The organism is Pseudonocardia humida, assembly GCF_023898865.1.
In the GTDB taxonomy this organism is placed as follows: Bacteria; Actinomycetota; Actinomycetes; order Mycobacteriales; family Pseudonocardiaceae; genus Pseudonocardia; species Pseudonocardia humida.
This window is the reverse complement of sequence record NZ_JAGSOV010000054.1, coordinates 32,288-50,087: the sequence shown is the minus strand read 5'-3', so window position 1 is coordinate 50,087 and position 17,800 is coordinate 32,288. Positions and strand designations below refer to the sequence as shown.

At 77.3% G+C, this 17,800-nt stretch carries 17 protein-coding genes; 11 read left to right on the top strand and 6 right to left on the bottom strand.

Going from position 1 to position 17,800, the window contains the following annotated elements:
* Positions 1 to 27 precede the first annotated feature (27 nt).
* Entirely contained in the window at positions 28 to 423 is a 396-nt protein-coding gene (locus KDL28_RS25565; RefSeq protein ID WP_252442316.1) for an SCO5389 family protein, read from the top strand.
* A 487-nt stretch (positions 424 to 910) separates the two neighbouring features.
* On the opposite strand, the gene KDL28_RS25560 is transcribed toward KDL28_RS25565, so the two are convergent.
* Complete coding sequence (locus KDL28_RS25560) at positions 911 to 1,519, bottom strand: TetR/AcrR family transcriptional regulator (protein WP_252442314.1); 609 nt, start codon at positions 1,517 to 1,519, stop codon at positions 911 to 913.
* A gap of 67 nt (positions 1,520 to 1,586) precedes the next feature.
* Here KDL28_RS25560 and KDL28_RS25555 point away from each other — a divergent pair, with 67 nt between their 5' ends.
* Complete coding sequence (locus KDL28_RS25555; RefSeq protein WP_252442312.1) at positions 1,587 to 2,018, top strand: SgcJ/EcaC family oxidoreductase; 432 nt, start codon at positions 1,587 to 1,589, stop codon at positions 2,016 to 2,018.
* Between the two features lie 66 nt (positions 2,019 to 2,084).
* Here the strand turns inward: KDL28_RS25555 and KDL28_RS25550 are convergent, their stop codons facing one another.
* The 3 genes from KDL28_RS25550 to KDL28_RS25540 form a co-directional block, all read right to left on the bottom strand.
* Positions 2,085 to 2,795 carry a PadR family transcriptional regulator gene (locus KDL28_RS25550; protein WP_252442310.1) on the bottom strand — a complete coding sequence of 237 codons (711 nt, stop codon included), beginning with the start codon at positions 2,793 to 2,795 and terminating at the stop codon, positions 2,085 to 2,087.
* A gap of 148 nt (positions 2,796 to 2,943) precedes the next feature.
* Positions 2,944 to 4,533, bottom strand: a complete 1,590-nt coding sequence (locus KDL28_RS41680) for a thiamine pyrophosphate-binding protein (protein WP_252442308.1) — start codon at positions 4,531 to 4,533, stop codon at positions 2,944 to 2,946.
* Between the two features lie 10 nt (positions 4,534 to 4,543).
* Positions 4,544 to 5,029 (bottom strand): MarR family winged helix-turn-helix transcriptional regulator, encoded by a 486-nt coding sequence (locus tag KDL28_RS25540; protein ID WP_252442306.1) that lies wholly within the window; start codon positions 5,027 to 5,029, stop codon positions 4,544 to 4,546.
* 87 nt (positions 5,030 to 5,116) lie between these two features.
* On the opposite strand from KDL28_RS25540, the gene KDL28_RS25535 reads away from it, so the two are divergent.
* A complete protein-coding gene (locus KDL28_RS25535) occupies positions 5,117 to 5,704 on the top strand; it encodes a hypothetical protein (protein ID WP_252442304.1) in 588 nt (195 codons plus the stop codon).
* Between the two features lie 73 nt (positions 5,705 to 5,777).
* Complete coding sequence (locus KDL28_RS25530) at positions 5,778 to 5,948, top strand: hypothetical protein (protein ID WP_252442302.1); 171 nt, start codon at positions 5,778 to 5,780, stop codon at positions 5,946 to 5,948.
* 6 nt (positions 5,949 to 5,954) lie between these two features.
* On the opposite strand, the gene KDL28_RS25525 is transcribed toward KDL28_RS25530, so the two are convergent.
* The gene (locus tag KDL28_RS25525) at positions 5,955 to 6,461 is read right to left on the bottom strand and encodes a hypothetical protein (RefSeq protein ID WP_252442300.1); all 507 of its coding nucleotides are present in this window, start codon (positions 6,459 to 6,461) and stop codon (positions 5,955 to 5,957) included.
* Between the two features lie 165 nt (positions 6,462 to 6,626).
* Between KDL28_RS25525 and KDL28_RS25520 the strand changes: the two genes are divergently transcribed.
* Positions 6,627 to 7,568, top strand: a complete 942-nt coding sequence (locus tag KDL28_RS25520) for an NADP-dependent oxidoreductase (RefSeq protein ID WP_252442298.1) — start codon at positions 6,627 to 6,629, stop codon at positions 7,566 to 7,568.
* A gap of 10 nt (positions 7,569 to 7,578) precedes the next feature.
* On the opposite strand, the gene KDL28_RS25515 is transcribed toward KDL28_RS25520, so the two are convergent.
* Positions 7,579 to 8,775 (bottom strand): hypothetical protein, encoded by a 1,197-nt coding sequence (locus KDL28_RS25515; RefSeq protein ID WP_252442296.1) that lies wholly within the window; start codon positions 8,773 to 8,775, stop codon positions 7,579 to 7,581.
* A gap of 226 nt (positions 8,776 to 9,001) precedes the next feature.
* Here KDL28_RS25515 and KDL28_RS25510 point away from each other — a divergent pair, with 226 nt between their 5' ends.
* The 6 genes from KDL28_RS25510 to KDL28_RS25485 are packed head-to-tail and all read left to right on the top strand — an operon-like array spanning position 9,002 to position 17,799.
* On the top strand, positions 9,002 to 9,271 hold the full coding sequence (locus tag KDL28_RS25510; RefSeq protein ID WP_252442294.1) for a hypothetical protein: 270 nt from the start codon (positions 9,002 to 9,004) through the stop codon (positions 9,269 to 9,271).
* A complete protein-coding gene (gene eccD / locus KDL28_RS25505; protein ID WP_252442292.1) occupies positions 9,268 to 10,623 on the top strand; it encodes a type VII secretion integral membrane protein EccD in 1,356 nt (451 codons plus the stop codon). The genes KDL28_RS25510 and eccD overlap by 4 nt, the downstream gene beginning before the upstream one ends.
* A gap of 12 nt (positions 10,624 to 10,635) precedes the next feature.
* Positions 10,636 to 12,453, top strand: coding sequence for a MinD/ParA family ATP-binding protein (locus KDL28_RS25500; protein WP_252442290.1), 1,818 nt, complete (start codon positions 10,636 to 10,638; stop codon positions 12,451 to 12,453).
* The gene (gene eccCa, locus KDL28_RS25495) at positions 12,450 to 16,472 is read left to right on the top strand and encodes a type VII secretion protein EccCa (RefSeq protein WP_252442288.1); all 4,023 of its coding nucleotides are present in this window, start codon (positions 12,450 to 12,452) and stop codon (positions 16,470 to 16,472) included. Before KDL28_RS25500 ends, eccCa begins: the two co-directional genes overlap by 4 nt.
* On the top strand, positions 16,469 to 16,816 hold the full coding sequence (locus KDL28_RS25490; protein ID WP_252442286.1) for a hypothetical protein: 348 nt from the start codon (positions 16,469 to 16,471) through the stop codon (positions 16,814 to 16,816). The genes eccCa and KDL28_RS25490 overlap by 4 nt, the downstream gene beginning before the upstream one ends.
* Complete coding sequence (locus KDL28_RS25485) at positions 16,813 to 17,799, top strand: DUF6177 family protein (protein ID WP_252442284.1); 987 nt, start codon at positions 16,813 to 16,815, stop codon at positions 17,797 to 17,799. The genes KDL28_RS25490 and KDL28_RS25485 overlap by 4 nt, the downstream gene beginning before the upstream one ends.
* Position 17,800 lies beyond the last annotated feature (1 nt).

Genomic DNA, 17,800 nt, shown 5'->3' with positions numbered 1-17,800 from the left:
CAGTCCGCCCACCCGCCAGGAGGTCCCGTGTCCCTCGACGTCCCCACCGCCGTCCTCGATCGAGCCGCCCGCGGCGAGCTGGACGACGCCGCGTTCCTCGGCGTCGTCCGCGACTCCCTGCCCTACGCGTGGCAGGTGGTCAGCGCGGCCGCCGACGACCGCACCGCCCGTCCGGACGCCCCGTTCGGCGAGCACGAGGTGCCGCCGCCGTCCGAGGCCGAGCGCGGCCAGCTGCTGCGCGCGCTGGCCAGCAACGCCATCCGGGGCGCGCTCGAGCGCCACTTCGGCGTCGTGCTGGCCTTCCAGAACTGCCACCGGGTGGCGGCGTTCGCCCCCGCGGCCGTCGACTCGGCGGTCTACCGGGAGTTCGTCAGCCCCCGCGGCCAGGTGCTCAACCAGACCCCGGAGCTGCGCGACTGCTGAGCGCACCCTCCCGGGCGGCGGTGGCCGCGGCGGCTGGTTGGCTCGACGCCGTCGTCCCCGCCGGGGACCGCCGCCCGGGAGGACCGTCCACGGCCGAACCCGATCCCGTCGCCGACCGGCTCACCATCGCCGAGCTGGTGGCCCGGCTCAACGACCACCCCCGGGTCGATGCTCGACCACCACCGGATCGGCCTGCTGCCCGAGCCGCTGCGCAGGGCCGACGGGTACCGCTCCTACGGCCTGCGCGCCCTGCTCCACCTCACCCGCGCCCGGCGGCTGGTGCAGCTGGGGCCGAGCTGGAGGAGGCCGCCGACGTCGTCGCCGACGACGAGGGCCGGGAGCCGGCCGAGATCCTGGCGGAGGTCGACGCCGACCTCGCCCGGCAGGAGGCGGAGGGATCCTCGCGTCGATGACGGTCCGTGAGCCGGGCCGGCGGGGTTCGGCGTCCACCGGATCCCCGGGCTGCGCCCACGGCTCCACCGCGGGCTCATCCGGCCAGCACCGCGTCGGCCAGCGTGCGGGCCAGCCAGTCCTCGTAGTCGTCGTGGCTCCAGCCGCTCTCGCGCACGAGGCTGTCGTGCACGCCGGCGCTCATCAGGGCGACCGCGATGTCGGCCGCCCGGGCCGCGACCGGCCGCCCGCTCGCCCGGATGCGCTCGACCACCAGCTCGACGGCCAACCGGTTGCGCCGGGCGCCCTCGGCCTGGGTGGCGGCGATGTCCGGGTCCGCGGCGGCGCCGGAGGCCAGGATCGCCACGATGTCGCCGCAGCGCTCGCGGACCTGGCGCGCGGCGCGGGCCAGCAGGCCGAGCAGGGCGGCCGGGTCGTCGACGCCGTCGCTCTCGGCGACCAGGTCGGGCAGGCCGGCCTCCTCGTCGAGCAGGTCGACGAGCCCGCCCAGCACCCCGGCCTTGGACCCGAAGTGGGCGTAGATGGTCTGCGGTGAGACGCCCGCCCGCTCGGCCAGCAGCCGGATCGGGGTGCGGGCGTAGCCGCGCTCGGCGAACAGCGCGCGTGCCGCGCCGAGGATGGTGCGCAGCGTCAACGCCTCGCGCCGGTCCCTCAGTCGCACGATGCCGGGCAGGTCCGCGCCCATGTACCCTCCGATTGGAACGTTGTTCCAGTGACTGGATCGATGTGTGGACGAGAGAGGTAGGGTAGCGATGACGGTGGACGAGGTCATCTCCGCGCTGGAGCGGGCGTGGAACGACGGCGACGGCGACGCCTGGGCGGCGCGCTTCGCCGAGGACGCGGACTTCGTGGACGTGGTGGGCCGCGTGCAGCACGGCCGGGCGGTGATCGCCGCCGAGCACCAGAAGATCTTCGACACGATCTACCGGGGCAGTCGCATCGAGATCCGCCCGGTGTCCCGCCGTCCGGTCGGGGACGCGGTGGTCGTGCGGACGGAGTCGACGCTTGAGGTGCCCGCGGGACCGCGCGCCGGGACCACCCGGGCGATCCAGACGAAGGTCCTGCGCGGCGGCGAGATCGTCTCGTTCCACAACACCGTGCGGATCGACGGCGCGGCGTTCGCGGGCCACGACGAAGAGCTCGCCGCCCGCAGGCCCCTGGGCTGGAACGACCGCGGGCGCTGAGCGACCGGGCACGCCGGAGCGCCCCCGGACCGGTGGGTCCGGGGGCGCTCCGCGCCGGTCGGGCGGTCACTCGGCGAGCAGCCGGTAGATCGTCTTGCGGGCCTCGGCCAGCGCGGTGCTGGCCGCGGTGATCTGCTCCGGGGTGCCGGCGCCGAGCACCTGCTGGGTGGCCGCGTGCAGCTGCGCGAGCTGCTCCCACAGCGCCACCCCGTCGTCGTCGGCGTCCTGGCCGAGCGACTCCCACACCGCGTCGAGCTCGGCGCGGTGCTCCTCGACGAAGGTGGTGCCGGTCTCGGTCAGGTGCACGACGCGGCGGCCGTCCGCGTTCTCGACGTGCACCAGGCCCTCGTCCTGCAGCTGCGAGAGCGTGGGGTACACCGAGCCCGGGCTGGGGCGCCACGCCCCGCCGGAGCGCTCGGCGATCTCCTGGATGATCTCGTAGCCGTGCCGCGGCTGCTCGGCGACGAGCGCGAGCACCGCCAGGCGGATGTCGCCGCGGGCCGTGCGCCGCCCGCGCCGTCCGCGCGGGCCGGGGAACCGGCCGCGCGGGCCCGGTCCGAACGGCGGCACGGGCGGGATCGGCGGGAACGGGGGACCCGGCCGCCGTCCGCGCCGGCCGTGGCCGCGCCCGTGGTGCGGGCCGATCTCCTCCTCCTCGACCGGACCGAACGGCGGCGGCGGGGCCATCGGGCCGTCGGCGGGTCCGGAGAACGTGTGGCGGCCGAAGCGCCGGTTGCGGAACCGACGGGGGCCGTCCTCGGGGTTCATGCTGGTCATGATGGATCTCCTCGGTCTGCGAGCCTCGGCGCTCCGATAGCACTCGATCAGCTCGTGTGCCATCACGATATATCGTGATAACACCGACAGAAAGGTGATCTGCGTCACTGGTGCTTGTGCGCTGGGCGCGGGAGGGAGCGCCCGGTCCCTAGTCCTGGTGCCAGCGCGGCGAGGTCGTGCGCGGCGGGAGCAGCCGGGCCTTCACGTGCACCAGGTGCGGCTCCCCGCTGCCGAGCGCGGCGGCGAGGGCGCCGGCGAGCTCGTCCACACCGCCGACGGCCGTCGCGGCCAGGCCGAACGAGGCGGCCAGCGCGGTGAAGTCGGGGGTGGCGAGGTCCACGCCGACCTCGGGGTGCCCGGCCACGACCTGGTCGTAGCGCAGCATCCCGTAGCCGGCGTCGTCGACGACCAGGACGGTGACCGGCAGCCGCTGCTGCACCAGCGTGGCCAGTTCGCCCAGCGCCATCATCAGCCCGCCGTCGCCGCACACCGCCAGCACGGGGTGGCCGGCGGCGGCCGGTCCGATCGCCGCGGGCAGCCCGAAGCCCAGGGTGCCCCAGCCCACCGGGTAGGCGAGCCGGCGCGGGCCGGGCGCGGCCGCGTACCCGCCGACCCAGTAGCCGGCCACCGCCATGTCGCAGACCAGCACCGTCCGCGGGGTCCGGGCCGACTCGACGGCCTGCACCAGCGCCACCGCCTCGGCCGTCGCCGGGTCGGCGCCGAGCCGGGCGAGCACGGTGGCGCGCAGGTCCGGCTCGCCCCACGCCGGGTGCGCGGGCAGCCGCTCGACCAGCCCGCGCAGCGCCTCCCCGAGCTTGCCGGCGACCGCGGCGTCGGGCGTCCACTCCGGCTGCTCGACCGGTGCCGGGTCGATCGTGACCAGCGCGGGCGGGCGCGGCATCGTCCAGTTGCGGGTGTTCATGCCGTCCAGGTCGCCGCCCACGGCCAGCAGCACGTCGGCCGAGCCGATCAGCTTCGCGGCCTCGGGTTCGTGCGGGGGCAGGCCGAGCGCGGCCGGGTGGCCGGTGGGCGGGCAGCCGCGGCCCTGGAACGTCGACACCACCGGGGCGCCGAGGTGGGTGGCCAGCCCCGTCACCGACGGCGCCACGTCCACGGCGCCGCCACCGGCCCAGATCACGACCCGCCGCCCGCGCAGCACCTCGGCCGCCGCGTCCAGTGCGGCGGGCTCGGGCTCCGGCTCGTGCCAGCCCGAGGCCCGCTCGGTGGGCGCGGCGGGCTGCCCGAGCACGTCGGCCGGGATGTCGAGGTAGACCGGACCCCGCGGGTGGCGCATGGCGGCGGCAACCGCCTCGTCGAGCACGGCGGCCACCTCGTCCGGTGTGCGCGGGGTGAACACCGCCCTGGCCAGCGGCGCGAACAGCGCGGCCTGGTCGCGCGACTCGTGCAGCACCCCGCGCACCCGTCCGGGGCGGCGCAGGGCCTGCGGGATCTCCGAGGCCACCAGCAGCACCGGGGAGCCCGCCGCGGCCGCCTCGCCGAAGGCGGCCACGGCGTTCGCCGCGCCGGGACCGGTGGTGACGACCGCGGCGCCCAGGCCGCCGGTGCAGCGCGCCCAGCCGTCGGCGGCGTAGACGGCGGCCTGCTCGTGGCGCACCACGACCGGTGCCCGCCCGTCGGCGGCCCGCCAGAAGGCGAGGTTGTGCACGCCGGGCAGGCCGAAGACGGTCCGCGCGCCGTGCCGGGCGACCACGTCCAGCACCTGCTCCGCCACGATCACCGCCCGCACGCTACCGGTCGTCCGGCTCCTCGGCGGCGGCCTCGGCCGACAGCCTGCGGGTCTGCTCGCGCAGCACGGTGATCGTCTTGACCAGGTAGTCCTCGATCGCGCGGGCCTGGTGCTCGTCGTAGTCGCCGGTGAAGCCGGCCATGGCGGCGCTCAGGTCGGCGAAGATGCCCGAGAGGTCGGGGCGCCCCGGCGCGGACACCGGGACGATCACCACGCGCCTGCGGTCGGCCGGGTCTCGCGTGCGCCGCACGTGCCCGGCCGACTCGAGCCGGTCGACCAGTCCGGTCACGGCGCCGGGGGACAGGCCGGTGCGCTGGGCCAGCTCGCCCGCGGTGACGGCGCCAGCCCGGGAGATGGCGCCGAGGGCCCGGTGGTCGGCCGCGCTGAGCCCGAGCCGCTGGGCCACGGCCTCGTGGAAGAGCACGACCGCGGTGCTCAGCTCCCAGCCCAGGTTCGCCCCGCGCTGCTCGGCGCCGTCGTGCGTCATGGGTCGGATCCTCCACCTCGGCCTTTGCTTCGGCTCGCCGAAAGTTTTAGGCTACCGAAGTAATTGACGTGAGCGGGGGGAATGACGATGACGACGAGCGGGACGGCCACCGACGGGAGCGTGCGCCTGGCGCGCGAGGTGCTCGACGAGGCGTGGCGCCGGTACCGGGGCCACCTGCTGCCGATCGTGGGCCTGTCGCTGGTGGGGTCGGCGCAGCGGGCGCTGGTCCAGTTCGTGGGCGACGACCTCCCGCCGTGGGGCGCGCCGGCCCTGGAGGGGGTGACGTGGGGGTGCCGGGCGCTGCTCGTCGTGCTGCTGTGGCGCTGGATCATCGGCTCCGACGCCCGCCTGCGGGGAGTGGGCCTGCCGGAGGGGGTGCGCCGGGTGGGCCGCTACGCCCACCGGCACCGGCGGGCGTTGGTGCTGCAACTGGTCGGCTTCCTGGTCGCCGTGCTCGTCCTGGACGCGGTCCCCGACCTGGTGATCGCCCCGCTCGTGCCGGCGGAGGCCGGGCCCCTCTACCGGGCCGTCCTGCTCGCGGTGAAGAACCCGACCGTCATCGCGTTCACGATGGTCTGGGGCCTGGCGCTGCTGCACCAGGCACTGGTCCGCGGGACGCGGGGGGAGGCGTCCGGGGGGCCGCGCGTGCTGTCGGAGCGCCCGTCCGCGGAGTAGCGTCGCGGTCGGCCGGGTGCGGAACTCCGCGGGCCGCCCGTTCGTCGGACGGGGAACGAAGGGGGGCACGACGATGGTGCTGAAGATTCTCGGGATCGCGCTCGCGGCGTGGATCGTGCTGTCGGTCCTGGGGGCGATCTTCAAGTTCCTGGGCACGGCGCTGGTGATCGGCGCGGTGCTGTTCGTCGGGGCCGCGGCCTACGGCGCGATCAAGAACCGGTCCGGGCGCTCCATCGGGTCCTGACGGCGCTCAGCGCCGGGTGCCGCCGCACGCCCGGGTGAGGTAGTCCGACACCTTCTCCCCGGCCGCGGCCAGCTCGGCGGAGTCCAGCCGCGCGCTCAGCGTCGGGTCGGCGCTCACCGCGCGCCCGTCGCCGTTGTTGGCCAGCAGCGCGTCGAGCTGCAGGTCGACCGCGTCGACGGTCTGCTGGACGTCGTCGCGGATCTCCGGCGGCGCCGCGATCACCATGTCCGAGCCGCTGCGGCGCACCGCGTCGACCGCCCGCACCAGCTCCTCGCGGTCGGCCCCACCCCCGGACACCAGCCGGTTCAGCGGCGAGATGGCCTCGCTGTTGACCCGCGAGGCCGCGCAGAAGGGGTCCTCGACCGGGGCGCGCCGGTCGGTGCTCGTGTCCGCGCCGCGGGTGTCGCTGGCGGCGACCGAGCCGCCCACCCCGCAGCCGGCCAGTGCACCGGTGAGGACGAGGGCGCAGGCGAGCGGCGCGCTGAGCCGGACGCCGCGCGTGCGGAAGGACATGCGGACTCCACGGGAGGACGGCGGGTGCCCGCAGGTTAGCGGGCGCCGCGGTGGAACACTGTGAAGCCGGTCGACCACGGGCGGGAACGTGGGACCGGGCGAACGCGTCGACCCCTCGCCCCGCGTCCGCACCGGGGCGGTGGTAGGCATCCCCGGGTGGGAACGATGCGCGTGATCACGCAGCTGTCCACGGGCGGCCCCGAGGTGCTGGAGCTGGGCGAAGCCGAGGTGCCCGCGCCGCTGCCCACCGAGATCCGGGTCCGGGTCGCGGCCGCGGGGGTCAACCCCGTCGACTGGAAGACCCGCGCCGGGGCCGGGATGGCCGCCGTGCTCGGGCCGCCGCCGTTCACCGTCGGCTGGGACGTCGCCGGCACGGTCGACGCGATCGGCGCAGGCGTCACCCGCTTCGCGGTCGGCGACGCGGTGTTCGGCATGCCGTGGTTCCCGCGCGCGGCCGGGGCCTACGCCGAGTTCGTCACCGCCCCCTCCCGGCACTTCGCGCACCGCCCGGCGGGCCTGTCCGAGGTCGAGGCGGGGGCGCTCCCGCTGGCCGGGCTGACGGCGTGGCAGTCGCTGGTCGACGTCGCGCACGTCCAGCCGGGGGAGCGGGTGCTGGTGCACGCCGCGGCGGGCGGCGTGGGCCACCTCGCCGTGCAGATCGCCAAGGCCCGCGGCGCATACGTGATCGGCACCGCCTCGGTCCCCAAGCACGACCTGCTGCACGACCTGGGCGTCGACGAGGCCGTCGACTACCGCACGGAGGTCTTCGAGCGGGCCGTCGGCGCGCCGGTCGACCTCGTGCTCGACCTGGTCGGCGGGCAGACCTCGGTCCGCTCCCTGGACGTGCTCGCCCCCAACGGGCGGATGGTGTGCGTGCCCTCCGCGGGGGTCGCCGACGCCGTGGCCGCGGCCGCGGAGCGCGACCTGCGGGCCACCGGCATGCTCGTCGAGCCCGACGGCGACGGGCTCGAGGAGCTCGCCCACCTCGTCGACGACCGCAGGCTGCGGGTGCTGGTGGCCGAGACCTTCCCGCTGGAGCGGGCCTCGCACGCGCACCGCGCCGGGGAGCTCGGCCACACCTCCGGCAAGCTGGTGCTCACCGTCTGAGCGCCCGCGCTCAGCGGGCCGCCGCGGCCCGGACCTCGGAGACCACGTCCCGCACGCGCTCGCGGACCCCGCGCAGCTCGGTGAGGTAGAGCCAGTAGTCGGGGTGGGTGCCGGTGAGCCGGTCCCGGGCGTTCTGCAGCCGCACCGACTGGGCGTCGAGGATCTGGCCGAACCGGTCGACCAGTCCCCGGTCGACGACCAGGCGCTGGGCGTCGCGCAGGACGAAGCGGGTGTCGGCGGCCTCCTTGGACGGGTCCTCCCGGACGGCCCGCAGCTCGGCGAGTCGGTCGACGACCGACTCGTGGTGGTGCTCGGCCCGGCCCAGCGCCGCCCGCGCCGCGGTGACCCGGTCGGCGGCGTCGTCCCAGTCGCCCTCCTCGGCGGCCCGCCGGGCCGCGGCGATCACCGCGTCGGCCTCGACGACCGCCTCCCTGGCGGCCCGCTCGGCGCCGGTGAGGTCGCGCGAGCACGGCTCGGAGAACTCCCGCCGCAGCGCGGACATGGCCGGCTCGATCCGCTCGACCTTGGTCTCGGTGGCGCTGCGCCGGGTGGTGATGCTGGCCAGGGCGGAGCGCACCGACTGCGCCGTGCGCGGCGCCTCCTCGGCCAGCGTGCTCGCCGAGCGGGCCAGGTCGATGGTGCGCTGGGTCGCCGTGCGCTGCTCGCGCAGCCCGAGGGTCGGGTCGTCGAGGCGGGCGGCCTCCTGCTCGGCCTCGGCCAGCTGCTGCGCGGCCCGCCGCGACCGGAAGCCCGCGGCCTCGGCCCCTTCGACCGCCGAGCGCGCGGCGACCAGCAGCGTGCGCGCCTGCTGGACCGCCCGCGGCAGCCCGGCCAACGCGAGCGTGGCCTCGTCGAGCACGCGGCCGTGCTCGGTGCGGAAGCGGCGGATGACCTCGCGGGCGCGCTCGATCTCGCGCAGCGCCCGCTCGTCGGCGGCCCTACCGCCGGAGCTCGGTCGGCCCTCGACGATCGGGAAGTCGCGCGTGGCCACCAGGTAGGCCTCGGTGGCCGCGTCGCCCACCGCGGCCACGTCGGCCCACGCCCGGCCCAACCGGCGGGCGGTGCCCAGCTCCTCGGCCGCCCGCACGGCCTCCGCGGCGGCGCGCTGCTCGTCGTCGAGGGCGAGGAAGCCCTGGGTGGCGGCGTTGCGGGCCTCCAGCGCGGCCACGTCCGGTGCGCCGTCCCTGCGGTCAGACCTGCGGAACAAGTCGCTCCCCTCGCGCGCGGTGGACACGAACTTACCCGGAACGGCCCCCTCCGCGCCGTCGCGAGCGGTGGAGATCCGGATCGCGACGCGGTGCGTCGAGCGGGGCCGTTCGGATGGAACCCGGCGCGCCGGGCGGGTGAACCGACGACGCAATACGACAGCGACTGCTCGCACCGGGTGACAGGGCGCACGATCGGGTGGGTGTCGGTGACTACCATCGACGGCGATGCCCCGGGATCTCGACGTCCAGCTGCTCGAGTCGGTCGCGGTTCGCCGCGGCCGGCTCCGCGAGGCGCTGATCTGGGGGCGGGAGCGACGGGTGCGGTCCACGGTCGACAACCTCAAGCGCCTCGCCGTGGGGGTCGTGCTGGCCGCGGTGGCCTCGGCGGGGTGCGTGGGCTGGTCCTTCGTCCAGGACCTGCTCGCCCAGCAGCAGGCCCGCCAGCAGCAGCAACAGCAGCAGCAGGTCCTCCCGCCCGCCGGGGCGCCGCGATGACGGCCACCCTGCCGCCCGCCGGCCCCGCCGCAGCGGCCCCGCGCACCGCCCGGCTCACCCGGCTCACCCTCAGCGGCAGCCACCGCCGCGCCGACCTGGTGCTGCCCTCCGACGAGCCGGTCGGGCTGCTCGTGCCCGACCTGGTCGCGATGGTCGGCGGGGGCGTCGCGCCGGGCGCCGACCCGCGCGGCTACCAGCTCACCACCGTCGACGGCGTCGCCCTCGACCTGGCCGCCAGCCTGCGCGACGCCGGGGTCCCCGACGGCGCGCTCATCCGGCTCGACCCGGTCACCGAGTCACCGCCCGCGCCGATCCTGCACGACGTCGCCGACCACGTCTCCGACGACCTCGACCGCAAGTCCGGCCGCTGGGGCCCGGTGGCCCTGCGCTGGACGGCGACCGGCGTCGCGGTCCTGTCCGCGCTCGTCGCCGCCATGCTGACCGCGCCGGCCACCGGGCCGGTTGCGCTGCTGGTCGCGGCGGCGGCGCTGGCGGCGGCGGGCGTGCTCCTCGCGCTCACCGGGCGCCGCCCGGCCGGCATCGCCGTGCTGCTCGCCGGAGCGGCCGCGGCCGCGGTGGCCGTCCCGCTCACCACCGACGTGGACCGGCTGCGGTACACGGGCTGGGCGCTGGTGGTGGCCGTCGTCGTCGGGCTGGTCGGGGTCATGACCGGGCAGCGGCGGGCCGGGTTCGTCGGGGCCGGCGCGCTGCTGGCCCAGCTCGGCCTGTGGTACCTCTTCGGCACCGCCGGGACGGCGGTGGAGCAGACCGCCGCGGTGCTCGCGATCGTCGCGATCGGGGGGCTCGGAGTGCTGCCCCGGCTGGCCGTCATGGCGTCCGGGCTGGCCGGGCTCGACGACCGGCAGGCGGCCGACGAGCCCGTCACGCGCGTCGCGGCCACCGCCGCGGTGCACGCCGCGCACCGCGGGCTGGCGATGGCCTGCCTGGCCACGGCGGCGTCCGCGGCCGTCGCGGGCTGGCTGCTGGCCGCGGCGGGCTCGGGGTGGACGCTCACGCTGGCCGGGCTGACGGCACTGGCCGTGCTGATCCGGTTGCGCGCCTTCCCGCTGACCGTGGAGGTGGTGGCGCTGGTGGCCGCGAGCACGGTGATCGCTCTCGGGCTGCTGCTGCACTGGATGGCCACCGCCGCGGACCAGTGGTGGGCGGGCGCGCTGGCCGCGGGCGCCGTGGCGGTCGGCGCCGTGGTGCTGCTCGACCTGCGCCCGCGCCCGCACGTGCGGGCCAGGGCCCGCCAGTTCGCCGACCGCGTGGAAGGGCTCGTCGTGGTGGCCACCGTGCCGGTGGCCGTCGGGGTCTTCGGCGTGTACGAGCGACTCCTGAACACCTTCTGACGACCGGGGACCATGTCTTCCGCAGCTTCGCACCGGGCGCACGACCCGCTGTCCGCCCCTCCCGGGCCGGACGGCGGGGCGGGCCTGTTCGCCCCGGCGGCCCCGGTCGCCCCGGTCGCGGCCGTCGCCGGTGACGCCGCGGCCCCCCGTCCACGGCACCGGCTGCAGGACACGGGGGAGCAGCCGCCGGTGCGGTCGGCCGATGCCGGGGCCGATCCGCCGGTCTCCCCGCAGCCGGTCTCCCCGCCGTCGATCCCCGTCCCGGTCTTCGACACCCCCGAGATCCGGGTCCCCCACGTCGCCGACGCCACGGGCCCGGTCCCGCCGGGGGGAGCGGCCGCGTCGGACGGGCCGTCGCGCCGCGACCGCGATCGCACCGATCCCGTGCCGGGGTCCCCGGCCGACGCGGGCGGCTCGGGCCGGTTCCCGAGCGCACCGGCCAACCCGCTGTTCACCGACAGCACCGGGCCCGCTCCCGCGCCCCGACCGGCACCGGCCGCGCCCGCCCCGCCCCGCCCCGACCCCGCGGAGCCGCGCCGCAACCGGGCCGATGCGGCCCGGCCCCCCGGCACCGGCCCGGTGCCCCTCCCGCGCGCCGAGGCCGATCCGCCCTCCCGCCGGCCCGAACCACGCCCCGGCGAGCGCGGGCCGCTCCCGCGCCCCGTACCGCCTGCCCCGGCACCCGGGGCCCCCGCGCCGCCCGACGACAACTCGGCCCGGCCCACCGAGCGGGTCTTCCCCGGCCCGGTGCCCCCGCCGCCGCCCGGCCACGGGAGCTCGGCACGGCTCCCGCAGGTCGCCCCGCGCCCCGGGCCCCGCCAGCCCGGTCCGCCGCGCCCCGGTCCGCCCCCCGCCCAGGGCACCTCACCCGGCATCACGGCGCGTCCGGGCCCGCCGTCGCGTCCCGCGCCCCCGCCGGCGCCCGCCCCGCCGCGCGACAGCGGCCTCGACGGCAGGCTCGGCGACCGCGCCCCCCACGGCGACGGGTTCGCCCGCCGGGCCGCGCGCTTCGCCGTGCACCTGGTCACCACCACCCGGGCCACCCGCGAGCTGGCCGAGCTGGCCGAGGCCGCGCAGGCCCCGGTCACCACCGGTCGCCGCATCGCGGTGGTGTCGGTGTGCGGCGGCGCCGGCCGCTCCACCGTCACCGCGCTGCTCGGGTCCGTCTACGCCACCCGCCGCGCCGACCACGTCCTGGTCGCCGACGCCGACACCGAGCACGGCTCGCTGGCCTGGCGGCTGGGGGTGGCCGAGCGGGAGGGGCTGGCGACGCTCGGCCCCCGGCTGCTGGCCGCCCGCGGCGTCGCCGACCTCGACCCCCTGCTGCCGCGCGCGGCCTCGGGCCTGCGGCTGCTGCCCGGGCCCGCGGGCGCGCCGCCCGGCGCCACCCGGGAGGTCACCCGGGCGCTGTCGCGGTTCTTCGCCGTGTGCGTCACCGACTGCGGCCGCGGGCTGCAGCCGCCGGCCACCACCGAGGTCCTGCAGGACGCACACGCTGCCGTCGTCGTGGCGCCGGCCACCCCGGACGGCGTGCGCAGCACGCTGGCCGGCCTCGCCCAGGTGCCGCCCGCGCTGCTGCAGCGCACCGTCATCGCGCTGAACACGACCGGTCGGGGTGGGCGAGCCGCGCTGCACGTCGACGCCGCGTACGAGGTGCTCGCCCGGACCGGGGCCGCGCTGGTCGGCATCCCCTACGACCGCCACCTCGCCGCGGCCACGCCGGTCGAGCCCGGCAGGCTCGCCGAGTCGACCGCGATCGAGGCCACCCGGCTGGCCGGGCTCCTGCTGCAGCGCGCGGCCCAGCCCCCGTGGGCGCCGGGTCCGCGATGACCACCCGCCTGGTCCACCGCCCGGCCCGCCGGGTGCCTCCGCTGACGGCCGAGGACCCGGTCGCGATGAGCCCGCCGCCGCTGCTGCCCGACGGGCGCACCGGCAGCGGCCTGCAGAGCCTCATCCCGCTGGCCGGCGCGGGGCTGGCGATGAGCATGATGATGTTCCTGCGCGGGTCGGGGTTCGCCGCGCTCGGCGCCGTCATCCTGGTCGTCTCGCTCACCGCCGCGGGCGTCCTCTACATCACCCAGCGCGGCCAGGCGAGCCGCAAGCGCCGCGCGCAGCGCGAGCTGTACGTCACCTACCTCGAGGAGCTGCGCGACGACCTGCGCGAGCGCGAGCGGGAGTTCCGCGAGCGCAGCGTGCGCCTCGACCCGCCCGCCGGGCACCTGCTCGGCCTCGCCGCCGACCCGGCGCGGCTGTGGGAGCGCCGCCGCGGCGACGTCGACTTCCTGCGCCTGCGCGTCGGCACCGGCGCCCTGCCCGTCCGCGAGATCACCATGCGCGAGGAGGGCACGGTCGTCAGCCCGACCGACCCGTTCATGCGCTCGGAGGCGCGCGCCCTGATCCGGCGATTCGAGCGGGTGCCCGGCATGCCGCTGCGCATGGGCCTCGACCGCGCCGGCGATGTCAGCGTGATCGCCGCCGACCGCGCCGACGTCCTGCGCGTGGCCCGCACCCTGATCGCCCAGCTCGCCGCCCTGCACGCCCCCGACGACGTGCGGCTCGCGGTGATCGCCCCGCCGGAGGCCGAGTCGGACTGGGGCTGGACCCGCTGGCTGCCCCACCTGCTCGACCGCGAGCAGATCGGCCCGGCGGGCCCGGTGCCCCGGCTCGTCCCCGACGAGGCGACGCTGGTCCAGGTGCTGGCGGCCGACCTGCGCGAGCGCGCCCGCACCGCGGCCACCGCCCACCGCCACGGCGGGGGATCGGCCGAGGCCCGCACCCGGCCGCGGCTGGTCGTGATCGACGACGCCTTCGGCCGGGTGGCGCGCCGCATCCCCACCCCCGACCCCGCGATCGGGCTGCCCGCGCTCGGCATCACGGTCGTCCACCTGCTGGCGGATCGGCTGCAGGAGCCGAGCGAGGTCTCGCGCCGCCTGGTGGTGACCGGGCGGGCGGACAGCGGCGGGGGCGTCGAGGCCACGCTCACCGACCTGGCCGCCACCCCGCCCGTGGTCATCTCCGGCGACCTCGACGAGGCCCCCCAGCCGCTGCTGGAGGGGCTGGCCCGGCGGCTGGCCCCGCTGCGCCTGTCCGCCGACTCCTACGACGACGGCACCGGCACCCCGCCCGCCGACCTGGCCGACCTGCTGGGCCTGCCCGACCCGGCGGTGCTCGACGTCGCCCGGCTGTGGCGCCCGCGCTCCGAGCGCGACTTCCTGCGCGTCCCGATCGGCCTGGACTCCGCGGGCCGCCCGCTGCTGCTCGACCTCAAGGAGTCGGCCCAGCTCGGCATGGGGCCGCACGGGCTGTGCGTCGGGGCCACCGGTTCGGGCAAGAGCGAGCTGCTGCGCACGCTGGTCCTCGCCCTGGCCGCCGTGCACCCGCCGGAGGACCTGTCGATGGTGCTCGTGGACTACAAGGGCGGTGCCGCGTTCGCCCCGTTCGGGTCGCTGCCCCACGTCGCCGGCCTGATCACCAACCTGTCCGGCGACGCGGCGATGGTCGAGCGGATGTACACCAGCCTCGACGGCGAGGTACTGCGCCGCCAGCAGCTGCTCGCCGACGCCGGCCGGATCACCGACATCACCGACTACCGGCTGCGCCGCGCGGAGCGGGGCGCGCCCCCGGAGATGCCGGCGCTGCCGCACCTGCTGGTGGTGATCGACGAGTTCGGCGAGCTGCTCACCGCGAAGCCCGAGTTCGCCGAGCTGTTCCTGCGGCTGGGCCGGATCGGCCGCTCGATCGGGGTGCACCTGCTGCTGTCCAGCCAGCGCATCGAGCAGGGCAAGCTGCGCGGCCTGGAGACCTACCTGTCCTACCGGATCGGCCTGCGCACCCTGTCGGACATGGAGTCGCGCACCGTGCTCGACACCCCCGACGCCGCCCGGCTGCCCGCGCTGCCGGGCAACGGCTACCTCAAGGTCGACGTCACGGTCTACGAGAAGTTCAAGGCCGCCTACGTCTCCGGCCCGCTGGCCGACAGCGTCGACGCCGAGCTGGCCCCGGTCGCCGGGCCGCCGGTCAAGCCGATGCTGCGCTTCGGCCGGGTCTTCGACGACGTCGCCGACGCGGAGCCCGCCCAGCCGACCAGGCGGGGCAGCGGCCCGACCCTGATGTCCACGGTCGTCGGCAAGCTCGCCGACGCCGCCGCCCCGGTGGCCCCGATCTGGCTGCCGCCGCTGCCCGAGGCGGTCACGCTCGACCGCGCCACGGGTGGCTTCGACGTCACCGCCGACGGCGTCCGCCTGCGCGCGGGCGGTGGCGACGGGCTGAAGGTGCCGCTGGGCCTGCTCGACGACCCGGCCCGCCAGTGGCAGGGCCCGTGGCTGGTCGACCTGGCCGCGGGCGGCGGGCACCTGGCGGTGCTCGGCGGGCCCGGCTCCGGCAAGTCCACGGCGCTGCGGACGCTGGCCCTCGGGGTGGCCGCCACGACCACCCCGACGCAGGTCGGGATCTACGGGATCGACCTGCTGGGCAGCGGGCTGCGCGGGCTCTCCGGGCTGCCGCACGTGGGCGGGGTGGCCGGGCGCGACGACCGGGAACGCGTGCGGCGCACGGTCGACGAGGTGCACGCGATGCTGGCCCGGCGCGAGCAGATCTTCGCCCGCAACGGCCTGGACACGCTGGCCGACCTGCGGGCCGGCCGGGCCGCGGGGCGCCACTCGGAGCTGGGCAGCGACGAGGTGGTGCTGCTGGTCGACGGGTACGGGCAGCTGACGGCGGAGTTCGAGGAGCTGGAGTCCGCCATCCACGACGTGCTGGCCCGCGGCGGCCGGTTCGGCGTGCACGTGGTGGCCACGGTGCGGCGGTGGAGCGAGGTGCGCGGGGCCCAGCAGGTGGCGTTCACCCAGCGGGTGGAGCTGCGGTTGACCGAGCCCGCCGAGTCCGGCATCGACGGCAAGCTGGCCCGCGGCGTCCCCGCCGACGCCCCGGGCCGCGGCCTGACCACCGGCAAGCTCTACGCGCAGGTCGCGCTGCCGCGCCTGGACGGGCTGCCCGACCCGGTGTCGTCCGGGCTGGCCGAGGCGGTCACCCTGATCAAGGGCTCGTGGACGGGCGCGCTGCCCGCGCAGGTGCGGGTGCTGCCCGCGGTGCTGCCGGCCTCCGACCTCGCCGACGTCGAGCTCAAGGCGGGCTCGGTGCCGCTGGGCCGGTTCGAGAACGACTTCAGCCCCGCCGTGCTGGAGCTGGTCGGGCGCGACCAGCACCTGCTGGTCCTGGGCGACACCGGCACCGGCAAGACCAACCTGCTGCGCGCGGCCGTCGCGTCGCTGGTGCGCGGCTACACCCCGGAGGAGCTGGTGTTCGCGGTGGTCGACCCGCGCCACGGGCTGGCCGGGGCGGTGCCGGAGGAGTACCTCGGCGGCTACGCGCACAACAGCGTGCTGGCCCAGCGGCTGGCCTCGGCGGTGGCCGGGCAGCTGGCCGAGCGCACCGGCGGCGACGAGGTCGCCTCCACCGGCCCGCCGACCGGGGGCATGGCCGCCGGCCTGCCGCGGATCGTGCTGCTGGTCGACGACCAGGACGTGCTGGCCGCCTCGGGGTCCCAGCCGCTGGCCCCGCTCGTGCCGCACCTGGCCAACGGCCGCGCCGTGGGCCTGCACGTGCTGACGACCCGCCGCGTGTCGGGCGCCTCGCGCGGGCTCTACGAGCCGTTCACCCTCGGGGTGCGCGAGGCGGGCTGCCTCTCGCTGATCATGTCCGGTGACCGCACCGAGGGCCAGCTCATCGCCGGCGTCCGGGCGAGCACGATGCCGGTCGGCCGGGCCAAGTTCGTGCGCACCGGCACCGCGCCGCGCATCGTCCAGACCGCCTACCTCGCTCCCGAGGACCCCACCCCGGAGGTTCCATGACCCTCGACCTGGTCGCGCTGTGCGAGCGCCAGCCCGACGCCGGCATGACGCTGGCCGCCATGCGGGCCTGCGGCGCCGAGCTGCGGGTCAACACCATCGAGCGCGGAGGGCTGGTGCAGCTCTGCAGCCCGGACGAGCGCCCGTTGGTCACCGTGGAGGGGCCCCGGCTCGTGCAGGTGCCGGGGGAGGTTCAGCGCCTGCTCGGGGTCACCGACGCCCCGCACCCGACGTGGTGGGTGGAGGCGAAGGCCGTCTCGACCGACCCCGAGGCCCCGCGCATCGCCCGCCGCTTCACCGCCGCGCTGCTCTCGCTGACCGGGGGCGTGTCGTGGTCGAGCCGGTGAACGAGCCCGGGCCGGGCCACCCCGCGGCCGACCGGGTCACCCCCGAGGCGCTGGTGGTGGAGCAGTCGCGGGCCGTGGTCGGCCTGTCGACCTGGCTCACCGACGCCGCGGTGACCGCGCGCGAGAGCCGGCGGCTGCTGCAGGTGCTCACCCCGCCGGACAGCCGCATCACCTACCCGCTGGAGCTGCTGTTCGCCGCGAGCGGCGGCCAGTGGGTGGTGCGCGACGGGTCCGGCTTCCGCGACGGCTTCCTGGGCGTCCCGGTCGGGTGGAACGGCGCCCGGTTCGCCCCGGTCGACGGGGCGGTCCCGGAGGTGGAGCCGATGGACCCCGGCCGGGGCAGCCTGGAGATCCAGGTGACCACCCTGCACCCGGCCACCGCGGAGCTGCAGCTGGGGGCGAGCACGGCCGCGGTCACCGCGGTGCTCACCGGCGCCGCCCCGCTGGGCTGGGGCACCGCCGAGCCGGCGACCCAGCCCTGGTCGACCCGCGAGGTCACCGAGTTCTGCCGCGACCGCGCCCCCGACCCGACCGCCCTCGTCGTCGTGGCGGGCGAGCCCGGCCGCCGCGCCGTGGGCCGGCTGGAGGTCACCCCGGTCACCACCGGGGTGCTGGAGGAGGTCCGGCTGGCCGGCCCGGCGGCCGCCGCCGTGGCCCAGGACAGCATCGACGAGCTCGTCGAGGACCTGGCGGGCAGCGCCCGCAGCATGATCGTCGCCGTGCACCCGACCCGGTCCGAGGGCACCCGCCCGTCCCGGGTGAGCCCGCCCGCGGTGCCCTACGGCGTCCTGATCGGCCCGACGGTGCTCGCCGAGCGCGGTGTCGACCACGCCCGCGAGGCCCCCGCGACCTCCGTACGGGTGCTGGGCAGGCGCAGCAACGACCCGGCCTGCTGGTGCCGCCTCGACGGCGGCCCCACGACGTCGTTCGAGCGGCTCGACGCGGTGCTGCGCCACTTCGACCTGGGTGCCGCGCTGCGGTAGC